The sequence below is a fragment of the Ruegeria sp. AP7 genome (genome assembly GCF_056539905.1).
Genome location: NZ_JBQFVT010000009.1, coordinates 19,201 through 45,722, shown reverse-complemented (window position 1 = coordinate 45,722; position 26,522 = coordinate 19,201). Strand labels below are relative to the sequence as shown.

Genomic DNA, 26,522 nt, shown 5'->3' with positions numbered 1-26,522 from the left:
ATTAAGCAAAGCGCGGTTGGGTTAAGCCTGATATGACAAGTGTTGCTGGCCACATACGTGCAGGTGTGTGGGCTGCAGCAACTTTATATCAGCATTGAACCCAATCCAGGCTTTGTCGCACCGCCCTATTTCTGCATGGGGCGAAGCTTCGAGACTTATTACTCAATGAAAAACGCGGGATGGTAAGTTACCGCGCCGTCAGGTTGCTTTCCTTTTAAGACTTGCTGCATGAAATACTCGGGCGGCACGCCTTCAAATCGAAGTCTGTCATCTCGTACAAACCCGAAACGCGGATAATAATCCGGGTGCCCCATAACAACGCATCCATTTGCATCCAGAGCGCGGAGCTTCCCCAGCCCATCTTGGATAAGAGCGCCACCAATTCCTTTGCCCTGGTGGTCAGGACGGACGGATACTGGACCCAGGCCATACCAATTCATGTCTTTGCCATTAATCAGGACCGGGGAAAATGCAGCGTGGCCTAACAGCTCCCCATCTTCCTCAGCGACCAAGGACAAGGTGAGAGCGGAAGCTTCGCGCAGGCCATCGACTATAGCAGCTTCCGTGCCTGAACTGTGCTCTGCTGTAGCAAACGCTGCCTCGGTGACAGCCTGAATGATCGCAATGTCAGCGCCTGTTTCGTTACGTATTATCATAACATCATCATGCTGTTCTGTTGTTTAGCTGTCGCCCAACAGAGCGGCGACCGATAGCCGTTATGCTGTTAGAGCCGGAGTTTCGCGACACGGTCAAGCGCTTACGGCGCAGCTTACCAATGATGTCGAGTGTGCAGTCGGATAGCAGGGATCTGTCAATTGTATTGCACACGACATGCACTATTTTTCCATTGGGATTGCGTTCGTGGCGGATTGTTCCGCCTTGAGCCAACATGCGCAGGACGCGTTGTTCAGTTATTGATATATTCATGGTTACCTGCGGAAACTTCTAATTGTGCGTCGTTGCATCGGACACCGCGCCGGATGAAAGGCGGCGGCGCAGGACGCATCCGTTGTTGCCACTCAGAATCCAGCCTTTTTCAAACCTTCGACAAAATGCTGCGTATCGTCGGACAGACGGTCTGGTTGAACCTTGGCCCAACGCGAGAGTGAGAAATTTGGATGCGCCGCGCGATGTTTGTCAGCGATCTGGCGGGCCATGTCCAATTCGCCTTTATGCGCATAGCTGGCGGCCAGCACCCGCTGCCCCTCGGTCGGGTTGTTCATCTTGTTCACGCACGCGATCACATCGTCGTAGCGCTTGAGGTTGTAATAGGCTCCGCCCAGATGCCAAAGGTATTGATCAGGGAAATACGGGTTCAGACGCATTGCCTGTTGCAGATGCTTGATCGCAGTATCGTTATCTCCCCAATGGGCCAGTGCGTCTGCGTAGTCCGAGTGCATATCCGCGTCATTGGGGTTCAGCTGCAGGGCGCGCTTGTAGGATTCGATCGCGGAATCGAACTCTTTTCGATAAAGCTGTACATAACCCAGCTCTCCAAACCCGCGTGCATCGGTCGGGTCGAGTTCCACGGCGCGTTGGGCCAACGATAGTGCCTTGTCGAGTGCGCTGTTTGGGTCTTCAGTCCACGAATAGCGCCAATCAATGTTCAACGTACGCGACAGGGCTGCTGCAGCCCGCGCATAGCCGCCGTCACGCTCAAGAGCGGATTCATAGCAATGCTGCGCCTTGCGGTTATCGTTGCGTGTGTACTTGAAGATATGATGCTGCCCCTGAAGGACAGACCCATAGGCCTGCAAGTCTGACGGGATCGCCTGTACCATGCGCTGTTTTTCATGCGACTCGATCATCACTGCGGTGGCTGCAACAATGCATTCAGTCACTTCATCCAGAATATCGAATATATCGTCGAGCTTGCGGTCAAACCGCTCGCCCCAGATGGTGCGCTCGGTGTTGGCGTCAATCAGCTCGGCCGTGATCCGGATTCTGCTGGATGATCGGCGCACGCTGCCGCGCGCGATGTAGCGCACGTTTAGGCGCCGGGCAGCTTCTTGAGGCGACATTGACTGGGTTTTGAAGAAGAAGGACGAGTTTCGGGCGATGATGAACAGGTTCCGGAACTTGGACAGGTTCATGATGATGTCATCGGTTAGCCCTTCGGCGACCCAGTTATCATCTTCCTCACCACCCTGACTGGCAAACGGCAATACCGCAACCGAGGGGATATCGGGCCGTTCGAGCACCTCCAACTGCATCTCAGGACGCAAGGTGGCGGCCATTGTCGCTCCTTCGACCTCGGTTCGAACACAGTATGTCGCGACCGGAGACATGATGTTCTTGAGCTGTTTGGGGCCAAGGAATTCATAGCCATAACGCAGCCGGTTGCGGATCTGCTCATAAACGGCCGCACTAACATAAACCCGCTCGGGCTCGGCAATCTCTTGCAGGCGGGCGGCGATGTTGACGTTGTCGCCGTGGATGCCACGTTCATCCATCAAAACCTCGCCCAAATGAACGCCCGCACGGAATTTGATGTGCTGGCCGTCCGGCCGCGTCAGATTATGCTCGGCCGCAATTCGATGCAGTTCGATGCTGAATTCAACCGCGCTGGTGGCCGTATCAAACAATGCAAGAATACCGTCGCCGCGCACTTCAATGATTTTGCCCTGATATTTCGAGCAAGTCTCTTCGAGCTGGAACAAAAGAGATTTCAACGCGTTATACGTATCCATCTCGTTCTCACTCATCAGGCGGGAATAGCCGACAACATCGGCAAACAGCACCGCCCCGAGCTTTTGTCTGATTGATGTGTCCGAACCGGTCGTATTCACTGGGTGCACTCAACTGCGTGGTCTCGTCGAATCCGACAAGAGCGTTTTAACAATATACCAAGCAAAATTCGCATCATTTCAAATAACAGAACCGCATTCAGGCGGCCAAGACATGCCTGTTGCCCCAAAACTGACCACCGTTTCCCGGCCCAGTTCCTGTGCCAACACGTTCCGACGCTCAGCCCAGTCCTGTTGCAACATACCGACGACCACCATGTCGTGAAACTGCCCGTCCGCGAACCAAGCCTGCCGCATCGTGCCTTCGATCTGGCAACCCAATCGACTGATCAGATCGCGGCTGCCGTGATTGTCGGCCCGATAATAAGAAGTTATCCGGTTAAGTCCTAATTGCTGAAAGGCAAAATCTAACATCAATGCAACAGCTCGCACCGCCACGCCCCGGCGCCGCAATGACTTTTCTACAAAAACCGGAACAACCGCATCCCGATTGAAGGGTGAAATCGATTCGAGACCAACCACGCCGACCGCATCTCGATCATCATTTTCAATCACAAACCAACATTTTTCCTCTCTGCTAGAAATGCCAACAGCGCCTTCCCAAAAGTGTTCGGTTTGCGTCAGATTTTGCGGAATTCGCGTGGTTCTGTCGAACAGAGCTAGGTCTTGAACATCCTGAAACCAGCGGGCCACGATCTCAAGATCAGCCTTTTCCAGAGGGCGCAGCTTGAACTGCCGGTGTGAGGTATCGGGCAAAGGAAACGACTCCTGAAACAAAATGAAAAAATCTATGCGTGCGATACTAGCACAAATATCCCAGAAACAAGAAAGGGTTATTCACACAAGCCTGACGTCGGCTGCGACCCGCTGAACGGGGCAACCAGTCAAGTCCGAAGAATGTTTGAATAGTGCGAGCGAAGACCTAATCAGCGCTTCTCGGCCCGGATCAGGAAGATGTTGCGTAGGTAGATCGACAAACCCATCGACTGGCCCAGAATAAACACTGGATCACGGCGATAGATCGCATAGCTGAGAAGTATCAGCCCGCCGCCAATCGAAAGGTACCAGAAGGCCATCGGTATGACCGATTTCTTTGCGCGTTCTGATGTAATCCACTGAACGATGAAACGAGCGCTGAACATCAATTGACCAGCCAGGCCAATGAATACCCAAAGGGCCTCGGTCGGGCTGTCGACGTGCAGGATTTCCAGAATGGTTTCTTTCACGACCGGTTTGCCTCGGTTGCTGAAACAGATTTGGCGCGGCGGGTCAGCCAGACAACACCGAACAAATCCCAAATGCCGACCATGGCCCGCCCGAAATTGGTGTATTTTGACTCACCGGTCATGCGCTGCTGATGCGCCACATCAACCAGTGCAACATTCCATCCGTAGGCTTTGAACAGCGCTGGCAGGTATCGATGCATATGGTTGAAAAACGGAAGATCGACGAACGCCTGCGTTCTGAACGCCTTGAAACCGCAACCCGTATCGCGGGTACCGTCTTTCAGCATCCAGCCCCTCAAGGCATTCGCAAATCGCGAGGCGAGCTTTTTTGATGCGGTATCTTTCCGACCGACCCGTTGCCCCGCCACAAGACCGACCTGCGCATCATCGCCAGATACCAGCGGCGCCCAGATCTTGGGCAGTTCTTCTGGCGGGTTCTGTCCATCGCCATCCAGAGTGCAACAGATATCGGCGCGCGCGGCCTTGACGCCAGAATGGACAGCGGCACTTTGCCCACCTGCCGTTTTATGCCGTAGGATGCGCAACTGCGGGCATTCTTTCTGCATCTCCTGCAGCGCCGCAAAGGTACCATCGGTCGAACCATCATCGACCGCGATGATCTCGAACGCAGGAAGATCAGAAGCGGCGTCGCAGATCCCCTGAATCAATCCAGCAGCGGCCCCTTGCTCGTTATGCATGGGAATCACAATCGAAACTGTGGGTCGATTATCAGCATTTTCCTTAGATTCGGTCGACATCGCAATCAAAGCTTCTTGGATACAGTCACCGGGGTTTGTGATTGATCAGACCCCGAAATTCAAGTACTCGCCTAGTCCAAAACACATCATATTACAACAAGTCAGAGGATAACCAGAGTGGTCCAAAATTCGGACATCGAACATTTGCAGACCCACAAATGGCTACCTTATGCAATAACAGGCATCACCATCGCATTGTTGTGGTGCTGGTACATGTCCGGGTTGGGGCAAGATGGCCTGTCAAAGATTGATGAATTTTTTACTTATGACCGCAGCCTGGGTTTCATCCGCAACAATGACTGGCTTGCAGTATATTCTCAGAATGAGCCCAGCCTAAAAAAACCACCCCTTCAATATTGGATGACAGCGGCATTGATCGAGCAGGGAATGTCGCACATGCTGGCCCTGCATCTGCCCTCGATGCTGTTTGCGCTTGGGTCGCTGATCGCAACGGCTTTGCTCGCCCGAATTATGGTTCCCGATCAACCTTGGCTGATGTTGCCTGCGGTGTTGCTTGTGTCCAGTTCAAAAAACTTCTGGGGACATGCGACATCGGCCATGCTGGATAGCGGGGCAATGCTTTTTTCCACCTTGGGGGTGGCCACCATGCTTGCCGCGTTCGAGCGTCCAAAGCTGTGGCCATGGTTCGGGGTCACTGTGTTTCTGGCTGGATTGCAGAAAAGTCCGACCCCACTCGCATTTTTGGCTCTGGCACTCCTGACACTTGCTCTAACCCGGCGCTGGCAGGATCGACCCGTAAGCGAGATTCTAAGAAACAAAACCTTCCAGTGGACCATGGCGGCCTGTTTACTGCTGGCATTTCTATGGCCGTTGTTCCAGTACCTGCGCTTTGGTTTTGGTGCCGAGTTTCAGGGCAGTGTGCGGGATGAAATGCTACACCGGTTTGCGCCCACCGTGTCAGATCGAAGTCTAAAGAAGCTGTCAGAAATCATCCTGGGTAATGCACCAGTCTTAAGGTTTGCGGGTTTCTTAGGCCTTTGCGCCCTGCCCTTCGCACTCGGCCGACCACGGCTGCTTGCCCCTGCCGGGATCGCAGTGTTCTTTTTCCTGGCAATGTGGATGGCATCGGGAAAGGTCTATGATCGCTATACTTTGTTGATATTGCCGATGTTGATGGTGGGCGCAGCTGGGGGCATCTTGCTGATCTCAAAACGGCTTTGGGTGCGGGCCTTACTGCTGGCGGTGTTGTGTTTTTCCGAGCAGGGTCCGATCAAACGTACGGTTGATTATAGTCATCCCAACACCGCAGAACAGTTCGGTATAGACCTTCAGGATCTGCTTTCGCCGTTGCAATCAACCCATCAGCCAGATGAAACACTTGTTGTATGCGGTTTCAAAAACAGACACCGATTGCCCTTGGGTGCCGCCTCAGTGTACGCGTCACCCGACCGACGGTTCGTGTATATGAGGCACTCTGATTTACCGGGCTACCTCAAAAGATTTGGCTATACTTCCGGTCCTTTGAGAGGGGTTTGCCGAGCCCAAGAACTTAACCAGTTCTCAGATGAGCTTTTTGGATTGGATCGGCAATCTGTTGAAGGCACAGATTTTGTCTATTGGACTGCACGCGGTTTGCACCTTGATTGATGACAAGCCCATTCACTCGCAAACAATCTCTGTTCGGTTGCATGCGGGCAAAGTTCTTCGGAATGGAAGTGTTTCCCATCCCTAAGATCGGTAAGGTGTTTATTCCAAATGAGCATCATCGCCAGAGCGGTGACGACCTTAAAACCCTGTTTGGTTTTGGCAGTTATGGAACATTCCGTGAAATTAGCGGCATGTTCATCGGCTTTGTTTCTTCCGAAAATCCTCAATTCTGATACAAATGCAATTATTCGAAAGTGAGATCGCAATGAATGCACTAACCAGAATATCGCGAGGGATCGGTGTCGCCTTCAAGGACGGCAGAGTAAAGGGACTTTTGGCGTTTACGGCCGGTATGATCCTTTGGGCATCGGTGTTTTATCATTATGTCGAAGGCTGGAGCTGGCTCGATTCCATCTATTTTTCTGTCGTGACGATTTCGACTGTGGGATTTGGTGACTTTTCTCCGGAAACCGCGGCGGGGAAGATCTTTACGATGATCTACATCATCGTCGGCTTGGGTATATTTGTGACCACGGCAACCACTGTGGCGGATACCATTTTGTCCCAGAACGATGAGAAATCAGAAAAATAAACCTCGTAAGGTTCGACCCACAAAAAGTCATGTGCGATCGCTTTATTGCCAGAACAGCTAAAGCCTTAATCCGGATACGCCTGTGTATTCAGGCTGCTGTAAGATCCTTGGCAGTTTAAAAATATACATATCGAGTTTTTTGAGTGTAATGTTCAGATAACAAATAGTGGAGGGATAGAATGGAAAAGACCCAGGACGCAAAGATTGTCGATTTGGCAATACGATTGCTTTTTCTCGGATTATTCCTCTACAGCGCCCTGGTCATGGTGGCCCCGCTTGCAAGCGTGGTTATCTGGGCAACGATACTCTGCGTCGCGCTCTATCCGGTTTTTGATTGGCTGCAATCCAAGTTGGGCGGGCGGAAGAAGATTGCCGCGACAATTCTCGTTCTGGCGGGCTTGGTTTTGACCTTGGGACCCGTCGCAACAGCTGTTTCTGGCGCTGCAGAACTTGGGTCTGAATTTGCGCAACAAGCGGACAAAGGCGAATTAAAGATCCCACCGGCACCCGAAGGCCTTAAAGAACTACCGTTGGTCGGAGGCAAAATTGCCGAGGTCTGGGGATTGTTTGAGCGGAATCTGGATGGAGCGCTCGCCAAATATGGTGCGCAAATCCTTGAGATTACAAAGTCTCTATTTGGAAAAGTACTGGGGATCGGGATCGGGCTTCTTGGACTGGCGCTGTCTGTACTGATTATGGGAGCCTTGTTCAGCCCAGGACCAAGTCTGGTTCAGGGCCTTCAGCGCTTTGCCAATCGTGTGTTTGCGCCGCGCGGCGGCGAATTCATTACACTGGCGGGTGCAACGATCCGCAATGTAACCAAAGGCGTGATTGGCGTCGCGGCCATTCAGGCAGTCGTCGTTTGGATATTGCTGGTGCTGTTCGGGATATCTTCGGCCGCCACCTTGGCGTTCGTTTGCCTGATACTCTCGATTATCCAAATCGGGCCCGGCTTGGTTCTCTTACCGGTGATCATCTACGCCTGGAGTTCCATGTCCGGAGGGGCTGCCCTGATCTTTACCATTTTAGCCATACCAGTAACCATTATGGACAGCTTCCTGAGACCTGTGTTCATCTCAAAAGGCCTTGAGACTCCCATGCTGGTGATCCTCATCGGTGTTCTTGGTGGCATGATGGCCTATGGCTTGATCGGCATATTCATGGGGCCAGTTCTTTTTGCTGTTTTCTATGAATTGTTCAAAGTCTGGATCGATGCCAGCCCCGAAGCCGAAAGCGCGGCAAACGGAGACGCAAAATGAGAAAGACAATTTGGACAACTCTGGCTGTCATAATTGTATTTCTGGTCTGGTATCTCGTTGCTGACCGAAAAACGCCATTTACCGGGAATGCCCGAGTAAAAGCAATTGCGACACAGATCGTTCCACAGGTCACCGGTACAGTCACCGAAGTTCTTGTCGAAAACGGCCAGGTCGTATCAGCCGGTGATGTTCTGGTTCGAATTGACCCAAGGCCTTACGAAATTGATCGCGACAAGGCCGAGGCTGATCTTGAATCAGCCACGCAGGAAGTGGGTGCATCCTCGGCAGAGGTGAGCGCTGCACAAGCCAAGCTGGCAAGGGCACAAAGCGACCTCGACACGATGCGCATTCAGACCGAGCGTGTTTTTGCGCTTGAAAAGAAAGGGTTGATTGCGATTTCAAAGGCCGATGACGCGCGTGGGCAACTGGCAGAATCCGAGGCAAATTTTGAAAACGCCAAAGCGGATCTGGAAAAAGCCAAACAGCGATTGGGCGACGACGGAATTAACAACCCGAAAATCCAGCGCGCATTGGCTGCCTTGGCGGATGCAGAGCTTAATCTCGAGTGGACAGAACTGCGTGCTCCAGCGACAGGTGTCATATCCAATTTGTTGATCGCACCCGGAACATATGCGCGATCTGGTCAGGACCTATTGACGTTTCTGGATGCAACAGACGTTTGGATCGAAGCGTATTTTACCGAAAACAACCTTGGTCGGGCTTCGGTAGGATCACCTGTCGATGTGGTACTGGACATGCATCCAGGCCAGATTGTTCCAGGCGTGATCGAGAGCTTCAGCGCAGCAGTCTCCCTGAGCGGTGGGGATGAGCCCGGCCAGTTGGCCAGCCCGCCCAGCACCAAAGGATTTCTTCGAGAGCCTGAACGCTTTCCAGTCCGGATCGTATTGCCTGGCTACGAAGCCGGGAATGCCGAAGACGACTTGCGCTTCCAGCTTAATGGGCAGGCCGACGTTATCATGTATCTGAGCGAAAACTCTCTGCTGAACGTAGTAGGTCGGACCTATATCCGTTTGGTATCAATCCTGTCCTATGCGTACTGAGGATCGAAATTCGGTTGTACGCCTGGCACTCGGCGTCACCGGGGTATTCTCCTTGGGCTTATTTCTGGGGTGGCCACTTGCGGTGGTAGGAGCGGTCTTCACCGCGCTGTTTCTTCAGGCACCCGCTGCTTTGCCCTTGGCAGCATTTGCAAAGCTCTTTGTTTTCTCGATCGGGCTGATGTTCATTTCATTCCTGCTGTCGTCAGTCTTCGCCCCATATCCCGTGGTGTTTCTGATTCTAGTTGCCATTGGGATCATCCTGTCTTTCATGTGGTCCGTTTCAGGTGCAGGCGTCCTGCCTGGTGTCATAGCCCTCATGGGTGCGTTGATGATCCCAAACCTTGTTCTGCAATCACAGGATCTGGCATTGGTGCTTGTATTTTGGATACCTTTGAACCTGCTATTTGCAGGTTTCATATCAACGCTGATGTTCGTGTTGATACCCGCTGCCCCCCCCACAGCGGCTCAGAAAAAGACCAATACTTCGCCTGACTTTGACCCGCACCGCCGGATCGCCAGAATGTCGCTTGTCACGGTTCCGTTCGCGATGGCGTTTTTTGTGTCCGGCGCTTCGGCCCTGTTGGTCCTATTCTTTGTCGCACTTCTTAGCCAACAACTTGCAGCCATGCCGTCGATGGGCAAAACGGTGGCCAAAGCCATGCTGACGGCTAATCTCCTCGGGGCGGCGGTTTCAATCATCTGCTATGAAATAAACGTAATAGCTCCGGTTATTCTTACCCCAATTTTGTTGGGTTTTTTCATTTGCCTGACACTCGGAGCGCTTGGCAAATCGCAGGTCCCGCTCGCCGCTGCTGCAGGTTCGGCATTAACAACGGTTCTGATCGTTTACGGTGGTTCGATCGCTCCGTTTTCCGATGAGGCTGACGTCAAGAGCATCACAAGAGTATTGCAGGTCGCCAGCGCGGCCATTTTCGTGATCATCGCATATGTCGTGGTCGATGAGTTTTGGCCAGAACAAGAGCGCCGTGCAGCTCAATAGAGTGTGTTGCAAAAGTGCTTTGATCTAAAACCAGTGGCGTCACCAACTTAAACCTTCTGCTCTGTTCATTTGGCCTGAAATCCGTTCAGGTCGGTCTGTTTGCGGTGACTTAAGTACTCATAGGTCGTCGCGGAAGCTAAACCGGTTCTTCGATGTGTGTCACAATTCGGGGTACAGGAAGCATCTAGGAGATAGAAAGCGCAGTATTTGTATGAATAGTCTGGCGACCCCGGCAGGATTCGAACCTGCAACCTGCCCCTTAGGAGGGGAACAGGTCAGCATGGTTTATTGTTATTTTTCAATTTTTTAATGGAAATCAGCTGTGCTGTTGTGCGGGTTTTGTGCAAATTTTCTATTGTTTTGGGCATTTGAATTCGCCATTTGCACCCCTTTGTTCGCCATTTGTTCAATCCAGAAACTGTTATTTGAAAGCTCGTCAGCTCGACGTGTGGAGCGATAAGGTCTTGTGCAACGCACGTTCGTTCGTGCGCAGATTTGCGCCTATTACGTACGATGGCGAACCCCAAGGTTTTTTGAGCTCGAGAACTCCATTGCTCAGTTCGTTACCAAAGTTGCCTGACCGCTAGCGCATTTGTCCTAGCTGCCGTCGACGCGAAGAGAACAGTATGCGGCCTAAGTCGAAACTGGCCAAAAACCGCAATTGTCACATTACTTGAATGGGAGACTAGTGTAAGCGCCTACTTCGTTGTTCCCCGAACGCGCGTTGAAAGCTTCGATCATTTCATTCGTCGCTTCCGCAGCGCCTAGGTCCATACTCTCAAGATCGAATTCCGAGAAAGGAAACTCAGCAGCAGAATCTGGCGGTTGCTTGGCCATTTGAACGGGTGCTGGAAAGGACTCTTCATTCGGTACGCCCTGGCGCGTGCGAATTTCGTCTTTCGTCACGTTCCACGTCATGAAGTCGGCAGCCAGGTCCAAGGGACCATCATAGGTTTCCCGAATTGCCGAATAGACAGCCAGTGCGATGTCATGATCGTTTTGGAAATGATAGCAAACCGCCAACCGCGGTTCCGTCTCGGACATTATCTTCCCGAATGCCTGCGCGGAAGTGTGCCCCTGTGAGCCCACGAAAATGGCTTCCGAAGGTGCAAATCCGTATTTCTCAATCATGAACTCAGGCGGCGTGAAGCATTCGTGAATGGCAAGATCAGCCCCAGCAGCGTGTTCGCGCCACCAACGAGTCGGAAGCGTATCGGAAGAAAAAGCAAACTTCAGGCCATTCCATTCGAGCAAGAAACTCACGGCCTGTTCACCATGAATTGCCGGAAGTGTTCTAACCTGAACCCCGTTTTCGTCAAAAATAACGTTGTTTACTGCTTTCCAGTCGAATTCGTTGACCTCAAGCTGGAGCCCTCTTGGATCGACGGCTGCACCTCGTGTCGCTTCTTCCCACGCCCACATCTGCTTCATGTGATTTGCCCATGATTTGGTTCCCCATTCAGGTTTAATCCCCTCGGGTCCCCAAAGACGTACAGGCGTAAGGCGATTGTTCACAGGGCCAGTAAAGTAAAAGGCAGGAAAATCGCCGGCATGATCGAGGTGTAGATGGCCCAGGAAAACCTTGTCGAGCTGATCCAATGGAATTCCAAGCGCCATGATCCGCTCGTAAGATCCCTCACCCATATCAAATATGAATTTCTCACCATTCCCTAGCTCAACTAGGAAACACGCGGCAGCTTGTTTTAGACGTGGTTGGGGCATGCCGGTTCCGCACGCGATAACTCGCATTTCGTCTGGACCAAGTGCTTCAGTGCCAGGATAATAAACCGTTTGGTTGGGGAAAGGTTCGGTCCTAGACCATTCGGTTGGGGTTTGGTTTTCCGCAATCCCGGTGTTTGCGAAAGCAACAAAAATACCAAAACTGAGCGCTATTGCACGCATGAAAGGTTTCAAAAAAGCCATCGACAATCTCCCCCTATAAGAACCTGGCAAAAATACATCTGCTAAGATTCGTCATACTAAAGGATCGCAATTATTGAATGCAGCTGGCAAGTCTTGTCACAAAAAACCCGTTTCACTGAGAAACCGAAAGCTAAACGGCAATCACTTTCTAAGTTCAATCAATCAATTTGAGTGAGCTATGAATTCAGGCCTCAGGAAGCTAAAGCGTTCGATTTCTTGTGTGCCGTTTAGGACAGTTAGAGTCCTTACCCTGATCGCTCCACCGTGCATAACTCAATTATTTTGGGCACCATTGGAAATCTTTGGTTGGAGACAAAGCGGGAGACTGGCTGGTAAATCCGAAACATTTACAATCTTCACAGTCGCCCGAACAAAATCGCGTTTTCTGTGCAAGTTTTGTTCAAGTTTTTGATCTTAGTTCAAATTTCAATCGTGTATCGCCAAGTATAATGGGCATCGCGCTAAATCCTGACGCATTGCACAAACCGCTTCTACTTCGTGATTAACAAAATTTACTGATTATTTCTGAATCTTATGGCGACCCCGGCAGGATTCGAACCTGCAACCTGCCCCTTAGGAGGGGGCTGCTCTATCCAGTTGAGCCACGGGGCCGCGTTTCGCTTTCTGTAACCGGGTTTATTCGGATTGTCATCGGCTTTGCACAACAGTTGAACAGATCGCCCTGTTCACGCTACCATCGGGGAAACAAACAATGCAGGTATCCCCGGTGACAATAGAAACAAAACGCCCGCTTACCCTTCGTGATGTCTCAGAAGCGTCCGGAGTGTCGGAGATGACCGTCAGCCGGGTGCTACGCAATCGCGGAGATGTATCGGACGCCACCCGTACCCGCGTTCTGGCTGCTGCGAAGGAACTGGGATATGTGCCCAACAAGATCGCCGGTGCCTTGGCATCAAGCCGCGTAAATCTGGTTGCAGTGATAATCCCGTCGTTGTCGAACATGGTTTTCCCCGAAGTTCTGACAGGCATCAATCAGGTACTGGAAGATACTGAACTGCAGCCGGTGGTCGGTGTCACGGACTATCTGCCTGAAAAGGAAGAAAAAGTGCTGTACGAGATGCTCTCGTGGCGGCCTTCGGGCGTGATCATTGCCGGACTGGAACATACTGAAGCCGCCCGCGCCATGCTGGATTCGGCAGGCATTCCGGTGGTCGAGATCATGGATACTGATGGCAAGCCCGTCGATGCCATGGTAGGAATCTCACACCGCCGCGCCGGACGCGAGATGGCACAGGCGATCCTGAAGGCTGGATATGAGCATATCGGTTTCATGGGTACCAAGATGCCGTTGGATCACCGTGCCCGCAAAAGGTTTGAAGGCTTTACCGAAGTGCTCGGCAAGCACGGGATCGAGATCGAAGATCGCGAGTTTTACTCGGGCGGTTCAGCGCTGGCCAAAGGCCGAGAGATGACGCAAGCTATGCTGGAACGTTCGCCTGAGTTGGATTTTCTTTATTATTCCAACGACATGATTGGCGCGGGTGGGCTGCTTTATTTGCTGGATCAGGGGATAGACGTGCCAGGTCAAATTGGCCTCGCCGGGTTCAACAACGTCGAGCTGTTACAAGGATTACCGCGTAAGCTGGCGACGATGGATGCCTGCCGAACCGAGATCGGGCGTACCGCCGCAGAAATCATCGCGGCAAAGCTGGCCGATCCAGAATCAGAGATTGATACCCGTGTCACCTTGACCCCTAAGATCAGCTTTGGTGACACGCTAAAACGACGCTAGAATCCCATGACCCTGCAACGCCTGAACAACCGCCAAGCGCGGACAATGTTCATGGATCGCCACGCGTTGCTGGAGCAACCGGCAGGCGGTTCTAAAGGTGAGGATCTGTTGCGATTGATCCACCGCCTGGGTTTTGTGCAGCTCGACAGCATCAACACAGTCGCACGCGCCCATGATATGATCCTGTATGCGCGGCGACCAAGCTATCGCCCGCGCAACCTCAAGCGACTTTACGAGCGTGATCGGGCGCTGTTCGAACACTGGACCCATGACGCTGCCGTTATTCCGATGGATTTCTATCGCCATTGGCACCTGCGGTTCCTTCGCGATGCCGACATGCTGAAAGCCCGCTGGAAGAATTGGCGACGTGATGGTTTTGAACAGAGATTTGAAACTGTTCTTCAGCACATCCGCGATCATGGTCCCGTGGGATCATCCGATGTGGGCAAAGATGAAAAGAAGGGGTCTGGCGGTTGGTGGGATTGGCATCCGTCAAAAACTGCGCTGGAATACCTTTGGCGATCCGGGGCGCTGACTGTAATCGGTCGTGAGGGGTTTCAGAAACGCTATGATCTGACCGAGCGGGTTATCGATACCCAACTTTGCCCCGGCAGCATAGCGTGCGACGTAGGTGCAACCGTGGATTGGCTTTGTAACGCAGCACTCGACCGGCTGGGCTTTGCCACGTCAGGAGAGCTTGCGGCATTTTGGGATACCGTCAGCGCCAGCGAGGCAAAGGCGTGGTGTGATCAGGCTCTGACAAAGGGGAAAATCACAGAAATATTCGTAGAGTGTGCGGATGGAAATGAACGCAAAGTCTTTGCACGGCCCGAAGTATGCGAACAGGTGGCAGCGCTGCCAGAAGCGCCCGGTCGGATCAGGGTTCTTAGTCCTTTTGATCCCATGCTGCGCGATCGTAAACGCGCGGAACGCCTGTTTGGGTTTCATTATCGCATCGAAGTGTTCGTTCCCGAGCCCAAGCGCATTTACGGATACTACGTCTTCCCCTTGATGGAGGGGAACCGCATGATCGGCCGTATCGACATGAAGGCACACCGTAATCACGGCAATCTGCATGTTCGGGCAATGTGGCCCGAGCAATCCGTCCGCTGGTCCGATGCAAGAACCCGACGGCTGGAGGCAGAACTTGACCGGGTTCGACGATTCGCTGATCTAGACACCATAGAATTCGCTAAAAACTGGCTGAAAGACCCTAAATAGAGCCTGTATCACCTCAAGAACCCATGTTCTTCGGCAAGCTCCATCAGATCTCTGATCGACTCATTCTCGGTCCGCCCGGATGTATCCAGCTGAGCGTTCGCACGCCCGTACAATGCCTCGCGACTGGCGAGTATGCACTTGAGCTGCTCCATTGCTTTTGGATTTCCTGCCATGGGACGTTCGTCGCCTTGCGCGCGCACCCTTTCCATATGCTCGGTGGGTGTGGCCCGAAGCCAGACGGTGTGAAACCGGCTCAGCAATGTCGTATAGGTCGAAGGCTCTGAAACGATGCCACCAGCGACAGCAAGAACCATTCGATCATCGGCGGCAATGACCCGGTCCAACGCTTGCGCTTCGAGGTTGCGATATCCCTCTTGCCCGTAGAAGGCCATGACTTCAGCCAATGGCATCCCCGACATTTCTTCGATCTGAGCCGTCAGTTCCACAAAGGGCAGCTTAAGCGCAGCGCCAAGTAGAGCACCCAGCGTTGATTTCCCGGCGCCACGTAAACCGATAAGACAAACCCGCTGTGCCCGAGCATTCTCAGCAGGATCGGGACACAGTGCCCTCATGACGTTGTCTTTGACGTCATCGCTGGCCTGCCGGAACAGTTCGAGCATCTGCAAATCATCCGAATCCCAGGGATCTTCTTCGCCGATCAGCCATTCGGCCTTGTAATCCAGCGCCTGCGCAATCCGATGCAGTACTCCGATCGAGATATTGCCCTCACCAGCTTCGAGTTGTGCCAGATACCGGGGCGAAACACCCGAGCTTTCCGACAAAACCCGGCGCGGAATGCCGCGCATTTGCCTGGCCTTCCGCACACGCGCTCCAACGCGCTCGCTCAAATCCTGCGTGGCGAATTCTTTAGGCTGTGCCGGTTTTTGCGGCTTGGGCCCATCCATCTTTGTCAGACCGTTTGTTCCAAGTGACCCTCAAGCTACGACGCTAGAACGACGCGGGCAATCGATATTGTACAAGCTCAGGAACCGATGCAGGAATTGCTGCCCCAAAAACAAACAAACAACCATTGTTTAGAGTCTATTCAGCTTGAGTAATTAGCTTTTCAATTCGTGTAGTTCGCTCAAAAGATTCAGCAGTGTTTCGTGTTGCTCAGCCCCCATCAATTCGCGCGTTTGTGCCGCCAACCGCAACATTTCCGGCAAGTTGGCGTGAATGATCTGCATTCCTTCTTTGGTAATTTCGACGATCTGGCGACGACGATCTTTTTCGACGGCCTGCCGTTTGATCAACTTTTTATCTTCCAGCTTTTTCAGAATCCGAGTCAGGCTGGGAAGCAACAAACAAGCGCGTTCTGAGATCTGCGTGGGTTCTTGCGGACCTTCTTCTTGCAAGACGCGCAGAACGCGCCATTGTTGTTCAGTTACCCCTGCGTCAGCCAAAACACCACGTATCGGCCCCATCACCCTTTCGCGCGCACGCAACAAGGCAATCGGCAGTGATCGAGACGTCAACGGCAAACTATTCGTCATGGTTAATTTTGACGCGACTCCCTTTGTTTCGCAATAGATTGCTAAGTTCAAGCAAACTTGCAGGGCTGGATTTTAATTAACTTGTTCATTAATAGTGAGTCGAAGTGATTATTCAGTAGGCAGATCAGATTAGCCGCAAGGAGACCGCAATGAATTGGGACGAATTTTCCGTATGGGGCAAAAAAATCGCTGATTGGACACAAGATTATCACCTGACCGTTGGCGACAAGCCCGTTCGTGCAAGGACTGAGCCTGGCGATATTCTGAACGCCCTACCCACCCATCCGCCCGAGCATGGTGAAGCAATCGAAAGTATTTTTCGCGATTTTGAACAGATCGTGATGCCCGGTATCACCCATTGGCAGCACCCCCGATTCTTCGCCTATTTCAACTCGAACGCGTCGGCGCCGTCGGTGCTGGCTGAATTCCTGGCCAGTGCCATCGCGCCGCAATGTATGCTGTGGCAGACCTCTCCCGCCGCGACCGAAATGGAAACGCGGATGATGGATTGGCTGCGCGAGGCGCTGGACCTGCCTGAAGGATTTGCCGGGGTCATACAGGATTCCGCCTCTTCGGCGACGCTAGCGGCTGTGTTGACCATGCGCGAAAAGGCAATGAACTGGCAGGGAAACAGCCAGGGTCTTTTTGGCCAAAAGCCACTGCGTGTTTATTGCTCGTCCGAAGTACATACCTCAATCGACCGCGCCATTTGGGTTTCGGGGATCGGACAAGACAATCTTGTGCGCATCCCAGTTCAAGGTGATTGGCGTGGGATCGATCCAAACGCGCTTGAAGCAGCGATTCAGTCCGATTTAGACTCTGGTTTACAGCCGGCTGGTGTGATCCTTTGCGTTGGTGGAACAGGAACCGGGGCGACTGATCCGGTGGATCGCTGCCTTGAGATTGCGCGTAAATACGGGCTCTATTCGCACGTCGACGCTGCCTGGGCCGGCTCTGCAATGATCTGTCCCGAATATCGCAAATACTGGCCGGGCATCGAACAAGCTGACAGCATCGTCTTCAATCCGCATAAATGGCTAGGTGTCCAGTTCGATTGCTGCGCACATTTCTTGAAGAACCCCGATGATTTGGTCCGCACGTTAGCGATCAGCCCAGAGTACCTAAAAACCCATGGGAAAGACGGAATCATCAACTACTCGGAATGGTCGGTGCCACTGGGCCGTCGGTTCAGGGCATTGAAGCTGTGGTTTGTCATCCGAACCTACGGGCTAGTGGGGCTGCGTGAACGGCTGCGCAATCATGTCAACTGGTCGGTCGCGCTGCATGATCAACTGGCAGCTGAGCCGGACTTTCGGATCGTCACACCGCCAATGTGGTCGCTGTGGACCTTTCGATATGAGCCGCAGGGCGCCACCGACCTGGACGACCTGAACTTGCGACTGGTGAACGCGATTAATGATGACGGGCGGATTTATCTGACCCAGACCCGTGTGGACGGTGATTTGGTCATCCGCTTTCAGGCCGGGCAGTTCGAAACCACCGAGAGCGATGTATTGATGGCATATGACGTGATTACAGAAATCGCGCGCAGTCTTTAGGCCCGCATCACAGCTGCGGCCTGCGCGTAGCCGCCTGAGGCACCGTCAACGAAGTGCACATGGTCATCGCTCATTGCAGAGGGCACAAAGCAGGTCATCATCGCCTCTTGCTGAGAATGCAGGCCGTATCGGATCTTACCGCGTGCCTGGGCGTCTTCCAGCATCCGGGTGATCTGCTCCAACGTGGATGGGTCACAATCCAATGTCATCTTCAATCCGTCATCAAATTTGCGAAAATCCGCGTTGCGGCTGACCATTTCTTTATAGTGATTGGGTTCGAACTGCCCCAATCTTAAACCAGTTTTGAACAACAGCCCGATCAGCATATTTTCGATCATCAGCCGTATCTTCTGAACCAGCAGATTGCGCCCAGCGCGTGAGACATGGGCATCGATATCAATACCTGGCGGAGGAAAGCTCATCGGCGGTCCCTTTTGGGGAACCGGATGACCGGCCCGGTCCAACCCTTCGGCGATCGATAAAACGGATTGGCTCAAAGCCGCGAAATCGGCCTCACTAGACTCTAATGTTGGCTGAATTACCAGAGATACTATCCGACCGTGGCGGGCCGGACTGTTGGACCAGCGGCAAGACAGGCCCGTCAGGTCGGGCTGCGCGTCAGGTCCAGCCGGTGGAATGGTGAGGTTCCCGGATTTCATCTGCGCCTCGGCCCAGGCCAATCCACCGCCTGTAAACATCGCATAGTCAACACCAGTAGAGGGCGCATAGCGGGCAACACGCAGATCGCGCCCAGCTGCTCGGATGTCAGCCACCGAAACCAGCCCTGCGCGTAGCGTGATGGCAAATTCTGTTTCGGCCCAACTCTGCAAAGCTGCCAACGTTTCGCGCGCGATCTTGGCATCTTCGCCCGGCACTGCAAAGCCGGCCCCATCGCCGCCAAAGACATAAGGAAATACACGACCTCCCAGCGCGTTGATCATGCCTGAAATAACCGCAGCACCAACCATGTTGACGGTTTTGTAACGGCCACGCGCGATCTCTCCGGTCGAGTCCACGATATCCGCGACTCCCAAAACCCACGTATCAGGCAAAGGTGTAAACTGCACCGGATCGCTCAGTCGCAGGAAGCTGTCTGAAATAGGGACTGAGTCATAAAATAAAGAGTCGGAAGGGGGCATAACACTCTCTGAAATTCCCAAAACTGCTTTCAAGATAGCCCAAATGTGAAGGATGTCTGCCCCTTTCGCACCACCCCGAGCGCTTGTGCAGACCTGCACAACGTGCAAAGCATCTCGGCAGGGCATACGGGCAATAGAGGCGGCAGATGCAGACAGGCTTGTTAGTTTTATGTCTGGCTTACGTCCTCAGCCAGTTTTTTCGCGCCTTCCTGGCCGTGCTGACTACCGATCTGGGCAGAGACATCGGGGCCACGCCCGAAGACCTGGCATTTGCGTCGGGGCTTTGGTTTCTGGTTTTTGCCGCAATGCAAATCCCGGTGGGCTGGGCTCTGGATCGTGTCGGCCCAAGGCGCAGCTCTGCGATGCTGTTGCTGATTGGCGGCGCAGGCGGGGCTGGCCTGTTCGCCGTTGCAACCACTCCGTTTCATGTTGCGCTGGCCATGGCGCTGATCGGAGTTGGCTGTTCACCTGTCCTGATGGCGTCCTATTATATCTTTGCCAGAGAGTTTCCAGCTGCCAAGTTCGCCACGCTCGCCGCAGTAATGCTGGGCGTTGGGTCAGTCGGCAATTTGGTGGCCTCTTACCCCACGGCTCTGGCGGTTGAGCTTATGGGGTGGCGGGCGACTTTGGGTGGTTTGGCGATCACTTCGGGCGTGGTGGCTGCAGGGATCTGGCTGACGGTGCATGACCCCAATAAGGTCGAGACGGAACACAAAGGATCGGTTCTGGACCTGCTGAAACAGCCCGCCCTCTGGACCATCCTGCCACTTATGCTGGTGGCCTATGCGCCCTCTGCGGCGTTGCGCGGTCTCTGGGCAGGGCCTTATCTGCGCGATGTATTTGACCTCAGCACTACTCAGATCGGGCAGGCAACGCTGATCATGGGTGCCGCGATGATTGCGGGCACCTTTGCCTATGGGCCTTTGGACCGCATCCTTAAGACCCGCAAATGGGTGATCTTCGGTGGCAACGCCCTGGGCGCAGCCACTTTAGGACTGCTGTGCCTTTGGATCGACGGGGGCGTCTGGCTCTCGGTCTTGCTGCTTGCGGTCATCGGCTTTCTGGGCGCCAGTTTTCCGGTCATCATGGCGCATGGTCGCGCCTTCATTCCAGCGCATCTGGTCGGGCGTGGTGTTACCCTGCTGAACCTCTTCGGCATCGGCGGTGTCGGGTTGGCACAATTTGCCACCGGGCGCATCCATGCGGCCAGCGCCACGATCAGCCCCTCGGCGCCCTATACCGCGATCTTCGGCTTTTTCGCCACCACCCTTGCCATTGGCTGCGTGATCTATCTATTCAGTCGGGACAGCGTGGACTGAAACCGGAGGCCACCCGTGCAGGACATCGAGGTGGTTGCGCCCAATCTGAAGCATTCCCTTTCGGGCGTGACGACTACTGTGATCCGGCTGCTGCCGATACTTGAAAAGAAGATCGGCATCCGCACCTCCAAAGCGTTCCAAGCCTAGCAGGAACAAAGACTGCAGGACGCCGGGCTTGTAGACCGCGTTCATTTTCTGGGCGAACACCCCTGGGATGAGATTGTCGAGACCTATCGCGCGCTCGATCTGTTTGTGACTCCGCGCGGCAAGAAGGATTTGGCCTGACCCCGCTTGAGGCGCTGGCCAGTGCGCCGGAAGATATGCTGCATGACCGCGCCGCATTAACCACCGCGGGACACGCCGCGTGCACCCATGTCGAACAGAGTTTCGAATCGAAGGCGAAGCGCAGGCAATTGTCGAGGTTTGTCGATCCTTGCTGAAACAACCCTGAACGGTATTGAACTGTGTCAAATCGGTGTGACGGGGTGAAATAAGCCGAAACGCCTCTTTTTTCTTTGCCGCAACGCGGCTATGAACGCGCGTCCTTAACTTTGGAGACATGAAATGGGCTATCGCGTCGTAGTCGTCGGCGCCACAGGAAATGTGGGCCGCGAAATGCTGAACATCCTGGCAGAACGCCAGTTCCCCGTCGATGAACTTGCCGCACTGGCAAGCCGTCGTTCGCTGGGGACTGAGGTGACATTTGGCGACAAGACCCTCACGACCAAGGATCTGGATACATTCGATTTCACCGGCTGGGACATGGCGCTGTTCGCTGTGGGGTCCGAGGCCACCAAAGTTTACGCCCCCAAGGCGGCGGCAGCTGGCTGCGTGGTGATCGATAACTCGTCGCTCTATCGCTATGACCCGGACATTCCGCTGATCGTGCCGGAATGTAACCCGCAGGCGATCCACGACTACAAGAACAAGAACATCATCGCCAACCCCAACTGCTCGACCGCGCAGATGGTTGTCGCGCTGAAGCCGCTGCATGACCGTGCCAAGATCAAGCGCGTTGTCGTCTCGACCTATCAGTCGGTCTCGGGTGCCGGTAAGGAAGGCATGGACGAGCTTTGGGATCAGACCAAGGCCATCTACAACCCCACCACGGAGGTTGAGCCGAAGAAATTCCAAAAACAGATCGCGTTCAACGTCATTCCACAGATCGACGTCTTCATGGAAGACGGCTCGACCAAGGAAGAGTGGAAGATGGTTGTCGAGACCAAAAAGATCGTCGACCCGTCGATCAAGGTCACCGCAACCTGCGTCCGCGTTCCGGTCTTTGTTGGCCACTCTGAGGCCGTAAATATCGAGTTCGAGGAATTCCTGGACGAAGACGAAGCCCGCGACATCCTACGCGAAGCGCCGGGCATCATGGTGATCGACAAGCGTGAAGCGGGCGGCTACGTCTCGCCCATCGAATGCGCGGGTGACTTCGCCACCTTCATCAGCCGTATCCGCCAGGACTCGACCATCGAGAACGGTCTTAACCTGTGGTGCGTGTCCGACAATCTGCGCAAAGGCGCAGCGTTGAACGCAGTTCAGATTGCAGAATTGCTGGGCCGTGAGGTTCTGAAAAAGGGCTGAGGCTGCACAATTTCGAAAGTCGATTAAACCCCGCTGCGCCGTCAGCGGGGTTTTTCTTTTTTGAGGACAAATGGGGCGTCAGCCCGCAGGACTGCCGACGCCCGTTGCTGATAAAAACCCGCAACGACCATCGATCGATTGGCGGGCAGAGTTGACGTTCAGCTTAACACTTCTTCGGCGGTATCTATTGCTCAAATTCAACGGCCTGAGACCTTCATCTCAATCCAAATAGCTGGCGCGCAGCATTCAAATGTCAGCGCAAAATGCTCTGCCGTGAAAACCATTTCCCAGAAAAATGCCCAAATGATAGGCTGAGAAATTATGGAAAGCCGACCAAATCGTCGATTAGCAGCTATTTTGGCCGCCGATATCGCAGGCTATTCAAGACTGGTCGGTTTGGATGAAGAAGGCACCATAGACAAACTGCGTTTGATCCGTGCCGAAGTCATCGAGCCATTGGTCTCAGGGCATTCGGGGCGCATTGCGAACACGGCAGGTGACAGCTTTCTGATCGAATTCCATAGCGCGGTCGATGCGGTGCGTGCGGCGGTCGAGATACAATCGGAACTTTTGAAAAGAAACTCAGATATCGAACCTGACCGCGCCATCGTTTTTCGGATCGGATTGAATGTCGGTGATGTGGTCTCGAACGCGAATGACATATTGGGCGACGGCGTCAACGTGGCCGCGCGACTTGAGGCATTGGCGGAACCGGGTGGAATTATCGCATCGCAGTCGATCGTTGAATATGCCCGCAACAAGGTTCCTTTCAGGTTTGAGTCAATTGGTCCGCAATCAGTCAAGAACATCGCAGAACCTGTTGAGGCTTTCCGAATAGAAACTGATGCGGCACCATTTCTTTCAAAGCCGAAAGCGACGAATGCGCCACGGTTTCTTAAGTTGGCTGCGGTTATGGCTGTGCTGATATTCATGGGGTATTTCGGGGCCATGACCTGGAAAAAGGGGCAACTGCGCGCCTCAGAAGCACAATTGGCCTACCCGCTACCAGACTTGCCATCAATTGCCGTGCTTCCGTTGACAAATTTTACCAGCGACCCGTCCAACAAGATGCTGATCGACGGCGTTTCTGAGGACCTGATTACGGATTTATCCCGCATTTCCGGTTTATTTGTCATCGCGGGAAATACCTCTTTCGCTTTTCAGGACCGCGACATTGATGTTCCAGGCTTTGCCGAAAAACTGGGTGTTCGTTACGTCGTCGATGGAAGTCTTAGACGCACCGACGAAGGTTTTCGGGTCAATATCCGCCTGACCGACACGGTAAACGGTAGATTGATTTGGGCCGAACGTTTCGATGGTGAAATTGACGAGATTTTTGACCTGCAAAACATCATTGTGTTGGCGATTGCGCAGGAGCTTGATGTTCCTCTCGATTCTCAAAGTCGGATTGCAATCGAAAACGTAGAAACGGAAACCATCGAAGCACGCGAAGCATTCCAGCGCGGTTGGGAGCTTTATTCGCGTTTCAATGAACGCGACAATCTGGCCGCAATTCCGCATTTTGAACGCGCAGTCGAGTTGGACCCTGATTATGGGCGTGCCTGGGCGACTCTTGCTCTGGCACATTTACGACCGCACATTTTCCACCATTGGACAGGCTTCGCAGGCGCTGACGAACAGATGCATATTGGTCTGTTCTATAAGTACTTCCGCGAACTGACGGAGCAGGACACCTCATTGATCCACGTCGTTCGGGCGATAGTCAGTCTTAACCTTCCGGATTGGGACAGTGCCCAGGGCGTAAGTCGGGGAACGGATGAAGCCAGGCAAGAGGCTGCAAAAGCCATTGCCCTGCAGCCCAGCGATCCAGAGGCGCATTTGACAATGGGATGGGCCCTGATTGCGGGCGGTGAACCTGAGGAAGGACTGGCCTTTGTACAGGCTGCAATGCGTCTCGACCCTGCGTATCCCAGCCACTACGCGTTGTTTGAAGGTGCTGCGCTTTTTGCAGTGGATGATCTGAACGGCGCAGAGACGGCCATATTGCATGAACTGGATCGGAACCCTCAGGCAATTGAATTGATGCCATTTGCGGCCTCGGTTTTGGCCTTAAATGGCGATCGGAGCTCTGCGCGGGCAATGATCGATCGATGGCAGAAAGGAAAGCATGAGCGAGTTCTGAACGAAGTTGTTCGCGAGTACTTCTTTATCGTGCGCTGGATTGGCGCGCAGCAATATTTGAACAATCGCTTGAAAAAAGGCCTTCGATTGGCCGCGCTTGCACCGAGTACAACGATTGCAAGCCTCAAAGCCGATTTGTCACGCGGGGATGCCAAGGAACAGCGTGAAGCAGCTCAAAGATTGGCGCTGTTTGGTGCCAAAGCAGCACCAGCAGTTCCTGAGTTGATCAAGCTGCTCGACAGCCCGTCGGTTTTTGTAAGAAAAGAAGCAGCCATTGCTTTGGGAGAAATTGGAGAAAGTGCCTCATCTGCGTTGCCCGCATTGGAAGCAAGCGTTGACAAATCCTTGTCGGGGAGTTTCGCTGCCCGAGCCATTGAACAGATACGCGGATACTCACAATAGTGGCGACCTTGATCTCTGCCCGGAGACAGGACCCAAACACAGAAATGGTGAGATTGTGTATACGAAAGCCATGAGGCGTGGATTGATCCTGCTGACATGTGGCGTATATGGGAACGTAATCCGATTCCTCGCACCACTAACGGTACAGGACAAAATCTTCGCCAAGGCCATGTAAATCCTCGAAGCCTCGGTCGACGCTACTAAAGGAGCCTGATCATGCTGGACACCAAAGTGACGAAACTGGAGCTGAAGGATCCCAGCCTTCTGGAAACCCGCGCCTATATCAACGGCGCATGGGTTGAGGGTGAGGCGACCTTTCCGGTTCACAACCCTGCCACCGGCGATCTGATCGCCAATGTGACGGATATCGACATCGAAGGCACCAGGCAGACCATTGATGTGGCTTATGCAGCGAAAAAGGAATGGGCCGCGCAAACCGGTAAGGAACGCGGCGCGATCCTGCGCAAGTGGTTCGATCTGATGGTCGAAAACGCTGATGATCTGGCAACCATCCTGACCGCTGAGATGGGAAAACCCTGGGCTGAAGCGCGCGGAGAAATTCTGTATGGTGCGTCCTTCATTGAGTGGTTCGCGGAAGAGGCAAAGCGTATCTACGGCGACGTGATCCCCGGCCACCAGCGTGACAAGCGCATCGTGGTGCTAAAGCAGCCCGTGGGCGTGGTGGGATCGATCACACCGTGGAACTTCCCCAACGCGATGATCGCGCGCAAGGTCGGCCCGGCGCTGGCCGTGGGTTGTACGTTTGTGGCACGTCCTGCAACGCTTACACCGCTTTCAGCGCTGGCGATGGCAGTACTGGGCGAACGTGCGGGTATCCCGGCGGGCGTGCTGAACGTGATCCCCGGTACCGATAGCTCGGGTGTGGGCAATGAGCTGTGCACCAACGACAAGGTTGCCAAGATCACCTTTACCGGCTCGACCCGTGTAGGTCAGATCCTGATGCGTCAGGCGGCAGGCACCATCAAGAAGATGTCGCTGGAACTGGGCGGCAACGCGCCATTCATCGTGTTCGACGACGCCGATGTGGATGCGGCTGTGGACGGCGCGATGATCGCCAAGTTCCGCAACAACGGTCAGACCTGCGTCTGCGCCAACCGGATCTATGTGCAGGCAGGTGTCTACGATGAATTCGCCGCCAAGCTGGCCGAGAAAACCAAAGATCTGAATGTGGGCAATGGCTTTGGCGACGGCATCACCACAGGCCCGCTGATCAACGACGCAGCGGTCGCCAAGGTCGAAGAGCACATCTCGGACGCGGTATCCAAAGGCGCGACGGTCACGATGGGGGGCAAACGCTCGGATCTGGGCGGGACGTTCTTTGAACCCACCGTTCTGACCGGCGTAACCCGCGACATGGTGGTCGCGAAGGATGAAACATTCGGCCCCGTTGCCCCTCTGTTCAAGTTCGAAGAGGAAGACGACGTCGTTGCCATGGCCAATGACAGTGAGTTCGGCCTGGCTTCGTATTTCTACAGCCGCGATCTGGCGCGGGTCTGGCGCGTTGCCGAGGCGCTTGAATCGGGCATGGTGGGCGTTAATACCGGCCTGATCTCGACCGAAGTTGCACCGTTTGGCGGTGTCAAGCAGTCCGGTCTGGGCCGCGAGGGTTCGAAATACGGAACCGAAGATTTCCTTGAGATGAAGTATCTCTGTATGGGTGAAATCCAGTAAGCGCATTCAAGTCGTCGAAAGCCAACGCACTCGCAGGTCGC

The 26,522-nt window shown here is 53.8% G+C and carries 24 protein-coding genes and 1 tRNA gene; 14 read left to right on the top strand and 11 right to left on the bottom strand.

Annotated features, from left to right (window positions below; genetic code table 11):
• Positions 1–158: 158 nt before the first annotated feature.
• From ACR0KN_RS15660 to ACR0KN_RS15635, 6 genes are all read right to left on the bottom strand, one after another.
• Entirely contained in the window at positions 159–656 is a 498-nt protein-coding gene (locus tag ACR0KN_RS15660) for a GNAT family N-acetyltransferase (RefSeq protein WP_480654847.1), read from the bottom strand.
• 7 nt (positions 657–663) lie between these two features.
• Entirely contained in the window at positions 664–927 is a 264-nt protein-coding gene (locus ACR0KN_RS15655; RefSeq protein ID WP_170471250.1) for a YjhX family toxin, read from the bottom strand.
• A 92-nt stretch (positions 928–1,019) separates the two neighbouring features.
• A complete protein-coding gene (locus ACR0KN_RS15650; protein WP_480654845.1) occupies positions 1,020–2,789 on the bottom strand; it encodes a tetratricopeptide repeat protein in 1,770 nt (589 codons plus the stop codon).
• Between the two features lie 78 nt (positions 2,790–2,867).
• A complete protein-coding gene (locus ACR0KN_RS15645; RefSeq protein ID WP_480654843.1) occupies positions 2,868–3,503 on the bottom strand; it encodes a GNAT family N-acetyltransferase in 636 nt (211 codons plus the stop codon).
• A 170-nt stretch (positions 3,504–3,673) separates the two neighbouring features.
• Positions 3,674–3,973 carry a lipid-A-disaccharide synthase N-terminal domain-containing protein gene (locus ACR0KN_RS15640; RefSeq protein ID WP_010443061.1) on the bottom strand — a complete coding sequence of 100 codons (300 nt, stop codon included), beginning with the start codon at positions 3,971–3,973 and terminating at the stop codon, positions 3,674–3,676.
• Entirely contained in the window at positions 3,970–4,731 is a 762-nt protein-coding gene (locus ACR0KN_RS15635) for a glycosyltransferase family 2 protein (RefSeq protein ID WP_480456035.1), read from the bottom strand. Before ACR0KN_RS15635 ends, ACR0KN_RS15640 begins: the two co-directional genes overlap by 4 nt.
• Positions 4,732–4,848: 117 nt before the next feature.
• On the opposite strand from ACR0KN_RS15635, the gene ACR0KN_RS15630 reads away from it, so the two are divergent.
• From ACR0KN_RS15630 to ACR0KN_RS15605, 6 genes are all read left to right on the top strand, one after another.
• Positions 4,849–6,339: an ArnT family glycosyltransferase gene (locus tag ACR0KN_RS15630; RefSeq protein WP_480654840.1), complete on the top strand. Its 1,491-nt coding sequence runs from the start codon at positions 4,849–4,851 to the stop codon at positions 6,337–6,339.
• On the top strand, positions 6,339–6,572 hold the full coding sequence (locus ACR0KN_RS15625; RefSeq protein ID WP_480654838.1) for a hypothetical protein: 234 nt from the start codon (positions 6,339–6,341) through the stop codon (positions 6,570–6,572). Before ACR0KN_RS15630 ends, ACR0KN_RS15625 begins: the two co-directional genes overlap by 1 nt.
• A gap of 32 nt (positions 6,573–6,604) precedes the next feature.
• Positions 6,605–6,931: a potassium channel family protein gene (locus tag ACR0KN_RS15620; protein WP_170471240.1), complete on the top strand. Its 327-nt coding sequence runs from the start codon at positions 6,605–6,607 to the stop codon at positions 6,929–6,931.
• 179 nt (positions 6,932–7,110) lie between these two features.
• The gene (locus ACR0KN_RS15615) at positions 7,111–8,190 is read left to right on the top strand and encodes an AI-2E family transporter (RefSeq protein WP_480654836.1); all 1,080 of its coding nucleotides are present in this window, start codon (positions 7,111–7,113) and stop codon (positions 8,188–8,190) included.
• The gene (locus ACR0KN_RS15610; protein WP_480617747.1) at positions 8,187–9,251 is read left to right on the top strand and encodes an HlyD family secretion protein; all 1,065 of its coding nucleotides are present in this window, start codon (positions 8,187–8,189) and stop codon (positions 9,249–9,251) included. Before ACR0KN_RS15615 ends, ACR0KN_RS15610 begins: the two co-directional genes overlap by 4 nt.
• Positions 9,241–10,251, top strand: a complete 1,011-nt coding sequence (locus ACR0KN_RS15605) for a DUF2955 domain-containing protein (RefSeq protein ID WP_010443054.1) — start codon at positions 9,241–9,243, stop codon at positions 10,249–10,251. Before ACR0KN_RS15610 ends, ACR0KN_RS15605 begins: the two co-directional genes overlap by 11 nt.
• Before the next feature lie 669 nt (positions 10,252–10,920).
• Here ACR0KN_RS15605 and gntH read toward each other — a convergent pair.
• Together gntH and ACR0KN_RS15595 are read right to left on the bottom strand one after the other, a co-directional pair.
• Positions 10,921–12,153: a guanitoxin biosynthesis MBL fold metallo-hydrolase GntH gene (gene gntH, locus ACR0KN_RS15600; RefSeq protein WP_480655008.1), complete on the bottom strand. Its 1,233-nt coding sequence runs from the start codon at positions 12,151–12,153 to the stop codon at positions 10,921–10,923.
• Positions 12,154–12,709: 556 nt separating this feature from the next.
• Positions 12,710–12,786: transfer RNA gene (locus ACR0KN_RS15595), tRNA-Arg, on the bottom strand.
• Between the two features lie 115 nt (positions 12,787–12,901).
• Here ACR0KN_RS15595 and ACR0KN_RS15590 point away from each other — a divergent pair.
• A complete protein-coding gene (locus ACR0KN_RS15590) occupies positions 12,902–13,927 on the top strand; it encodes a LacI family DNA-binding transcriptional regulator (RefSeq protein ID WP_480655006.1) in 1,026 nt (341 codons plus the stop codon).
• A gap of 6 nt (positions 13,928–13,933) precedes the next feature.
• A complete protein-coding gene (locus ACR0KN_RS15585) occupies positions 13,934–15,148 on the top strand; it encodes a winged helix-turn-helix domain-containing protein (RefSeq protein ID WP_480654833.1) in 1,215 nt (404 codons plus the stop codon).
• Between the two features lie 8 nt (positions 15,149–15,156).
• Here the strand turns inward: ACR0KN_RS15585 and ACR0KN_RS15580 are convergent, their stop codons facing one another.
• On the bottom strand, positions 15,157–16,053 hold the full coding sequence (locus ACR0KN_RS15580) for a helix-turn-helix transcriptional regulator (RefSeq protein ID WP_480654831.1): 897 nt from the start codon (positions 16,051–16,053) through the stop codon (positions 15,157–15,159).
• Between the two features lie 153 nt (positions 16,054–16,206).
• Complete coding sequence (gene hpaR / locus ACR0KN_RS15575; protein ID WP_170773808.1) at positions 16,207–16,641, bottom strand: homoprotocatechuate degradation operon regulator HpaR; 435 nt, start codon at positions 16,639–16,641, stop codon at positions 16,207–16,209.
• Positions 16,642–16,790: 149 nt separating this feature from the next.
• Between hpaR and ACR0KN_RS15570 the strand changes: the two genes are divergently transcribed.
• Complete coding sequence (locus tag ACR0KN_RS15570) at positions 16,791–18,200, top strand: pyridoxal phosphate-dependent decarboxylase family protein (protein WP_480654829.1); 1,410 nt, start codon at positions 16,791–16,793, stop codon at positions 18,198–18,200.
• On the opposite strand, the gene ACR0KN_RS15565 is transcribed toward ACR0KN_RS15570, so the two are convergent.
• A complete protein-coding gene (locus ACR0KN_RS15565) occupies positions 18,197–19,339 on the bottom strand; it encodes a DUF3095 domain-containing protein (RefSeq protein ID WP_480654827.1) in 1,143 nt (380 codons plus the stop codon). The genes ACR0KN_RS15570 and ACR0KN_RS15565 overlap by 4 nt on opposite strands.
• A gap of 146 nt (positions 19,340–19,485) precedes the next feature.
• Here ACR0KN_RS15565 and ACR0KN_RS15560 point away from each other — a divergent pair, with 146 nt between their 5' ends.
• From ACR0KN_RS15560 to ACR0KN_RS15540, 5 genes are all read left to right on the top strand, one after another.
• Entirely contained in the window at positions 19,486–20,658 is a 1,173-nt protein-coding gene (locus ACR0KN_RS15560; RefSeq protein WP_480654825.1) for an MFS transporter, read from the top strand.
• 15 nt (positions 20,659–20,673) lie between these two features.
• Positions 20,674–20,805 carry a hypothetical protein gene (locus ACR0KN_RS15555; protein WP_480654823.1) on the top strand — a complete coding sequence of 44 codons (132 nt, stop codon included), beginning with the start codon at positions 20,674–20,676 and terminating at the stop codon, positions 20,803–20,805.
• Positions 20,806–21,222: 417 nt separating this feature from the next.
• A complete protein-coding gene (locus tag ACR0KN_RS15550; protein ID WP_170591181.1) occupies positions 21,223–22,245 on the top strand; it encodes an aspartate-semialdehyde dehydrogenase in 1,023 nt (340 codons plus the stop codon).
• A 357-nt stretch (positions 22,246–22,602) separates the two neighbouring features.
• Positions 22,603–24,789: a HEAT repeat domain-containing protein gene (locus tag ACR0KN_RS15545; RefSeq protein ID WP_480654821.1), complete on the top strand. Its 2,187-nt coding sequence runs from the start codon at positions 22,603–22,605 to the stop codon at positions 24,787–24,789.
• Positions 24,790–25,005: 216 nt separating this feature from the next.
• Positions 25,006–26,481 carry an NAD-dependent succinate-semialdehyde dehydrogenase gene (locus ACR0KN_RS15540; RefSeq protein WP_010443040.1) on the top strand — a complete coding sequence of 492 codons (1,476 nt, stop codon included), beginning with the start codon at positions 25,006–25,008 and terminating at the stop codon, positions 26,479–26,481.
• Positions 26,482–26,522 lie beyond the last annotated feature (41 nt).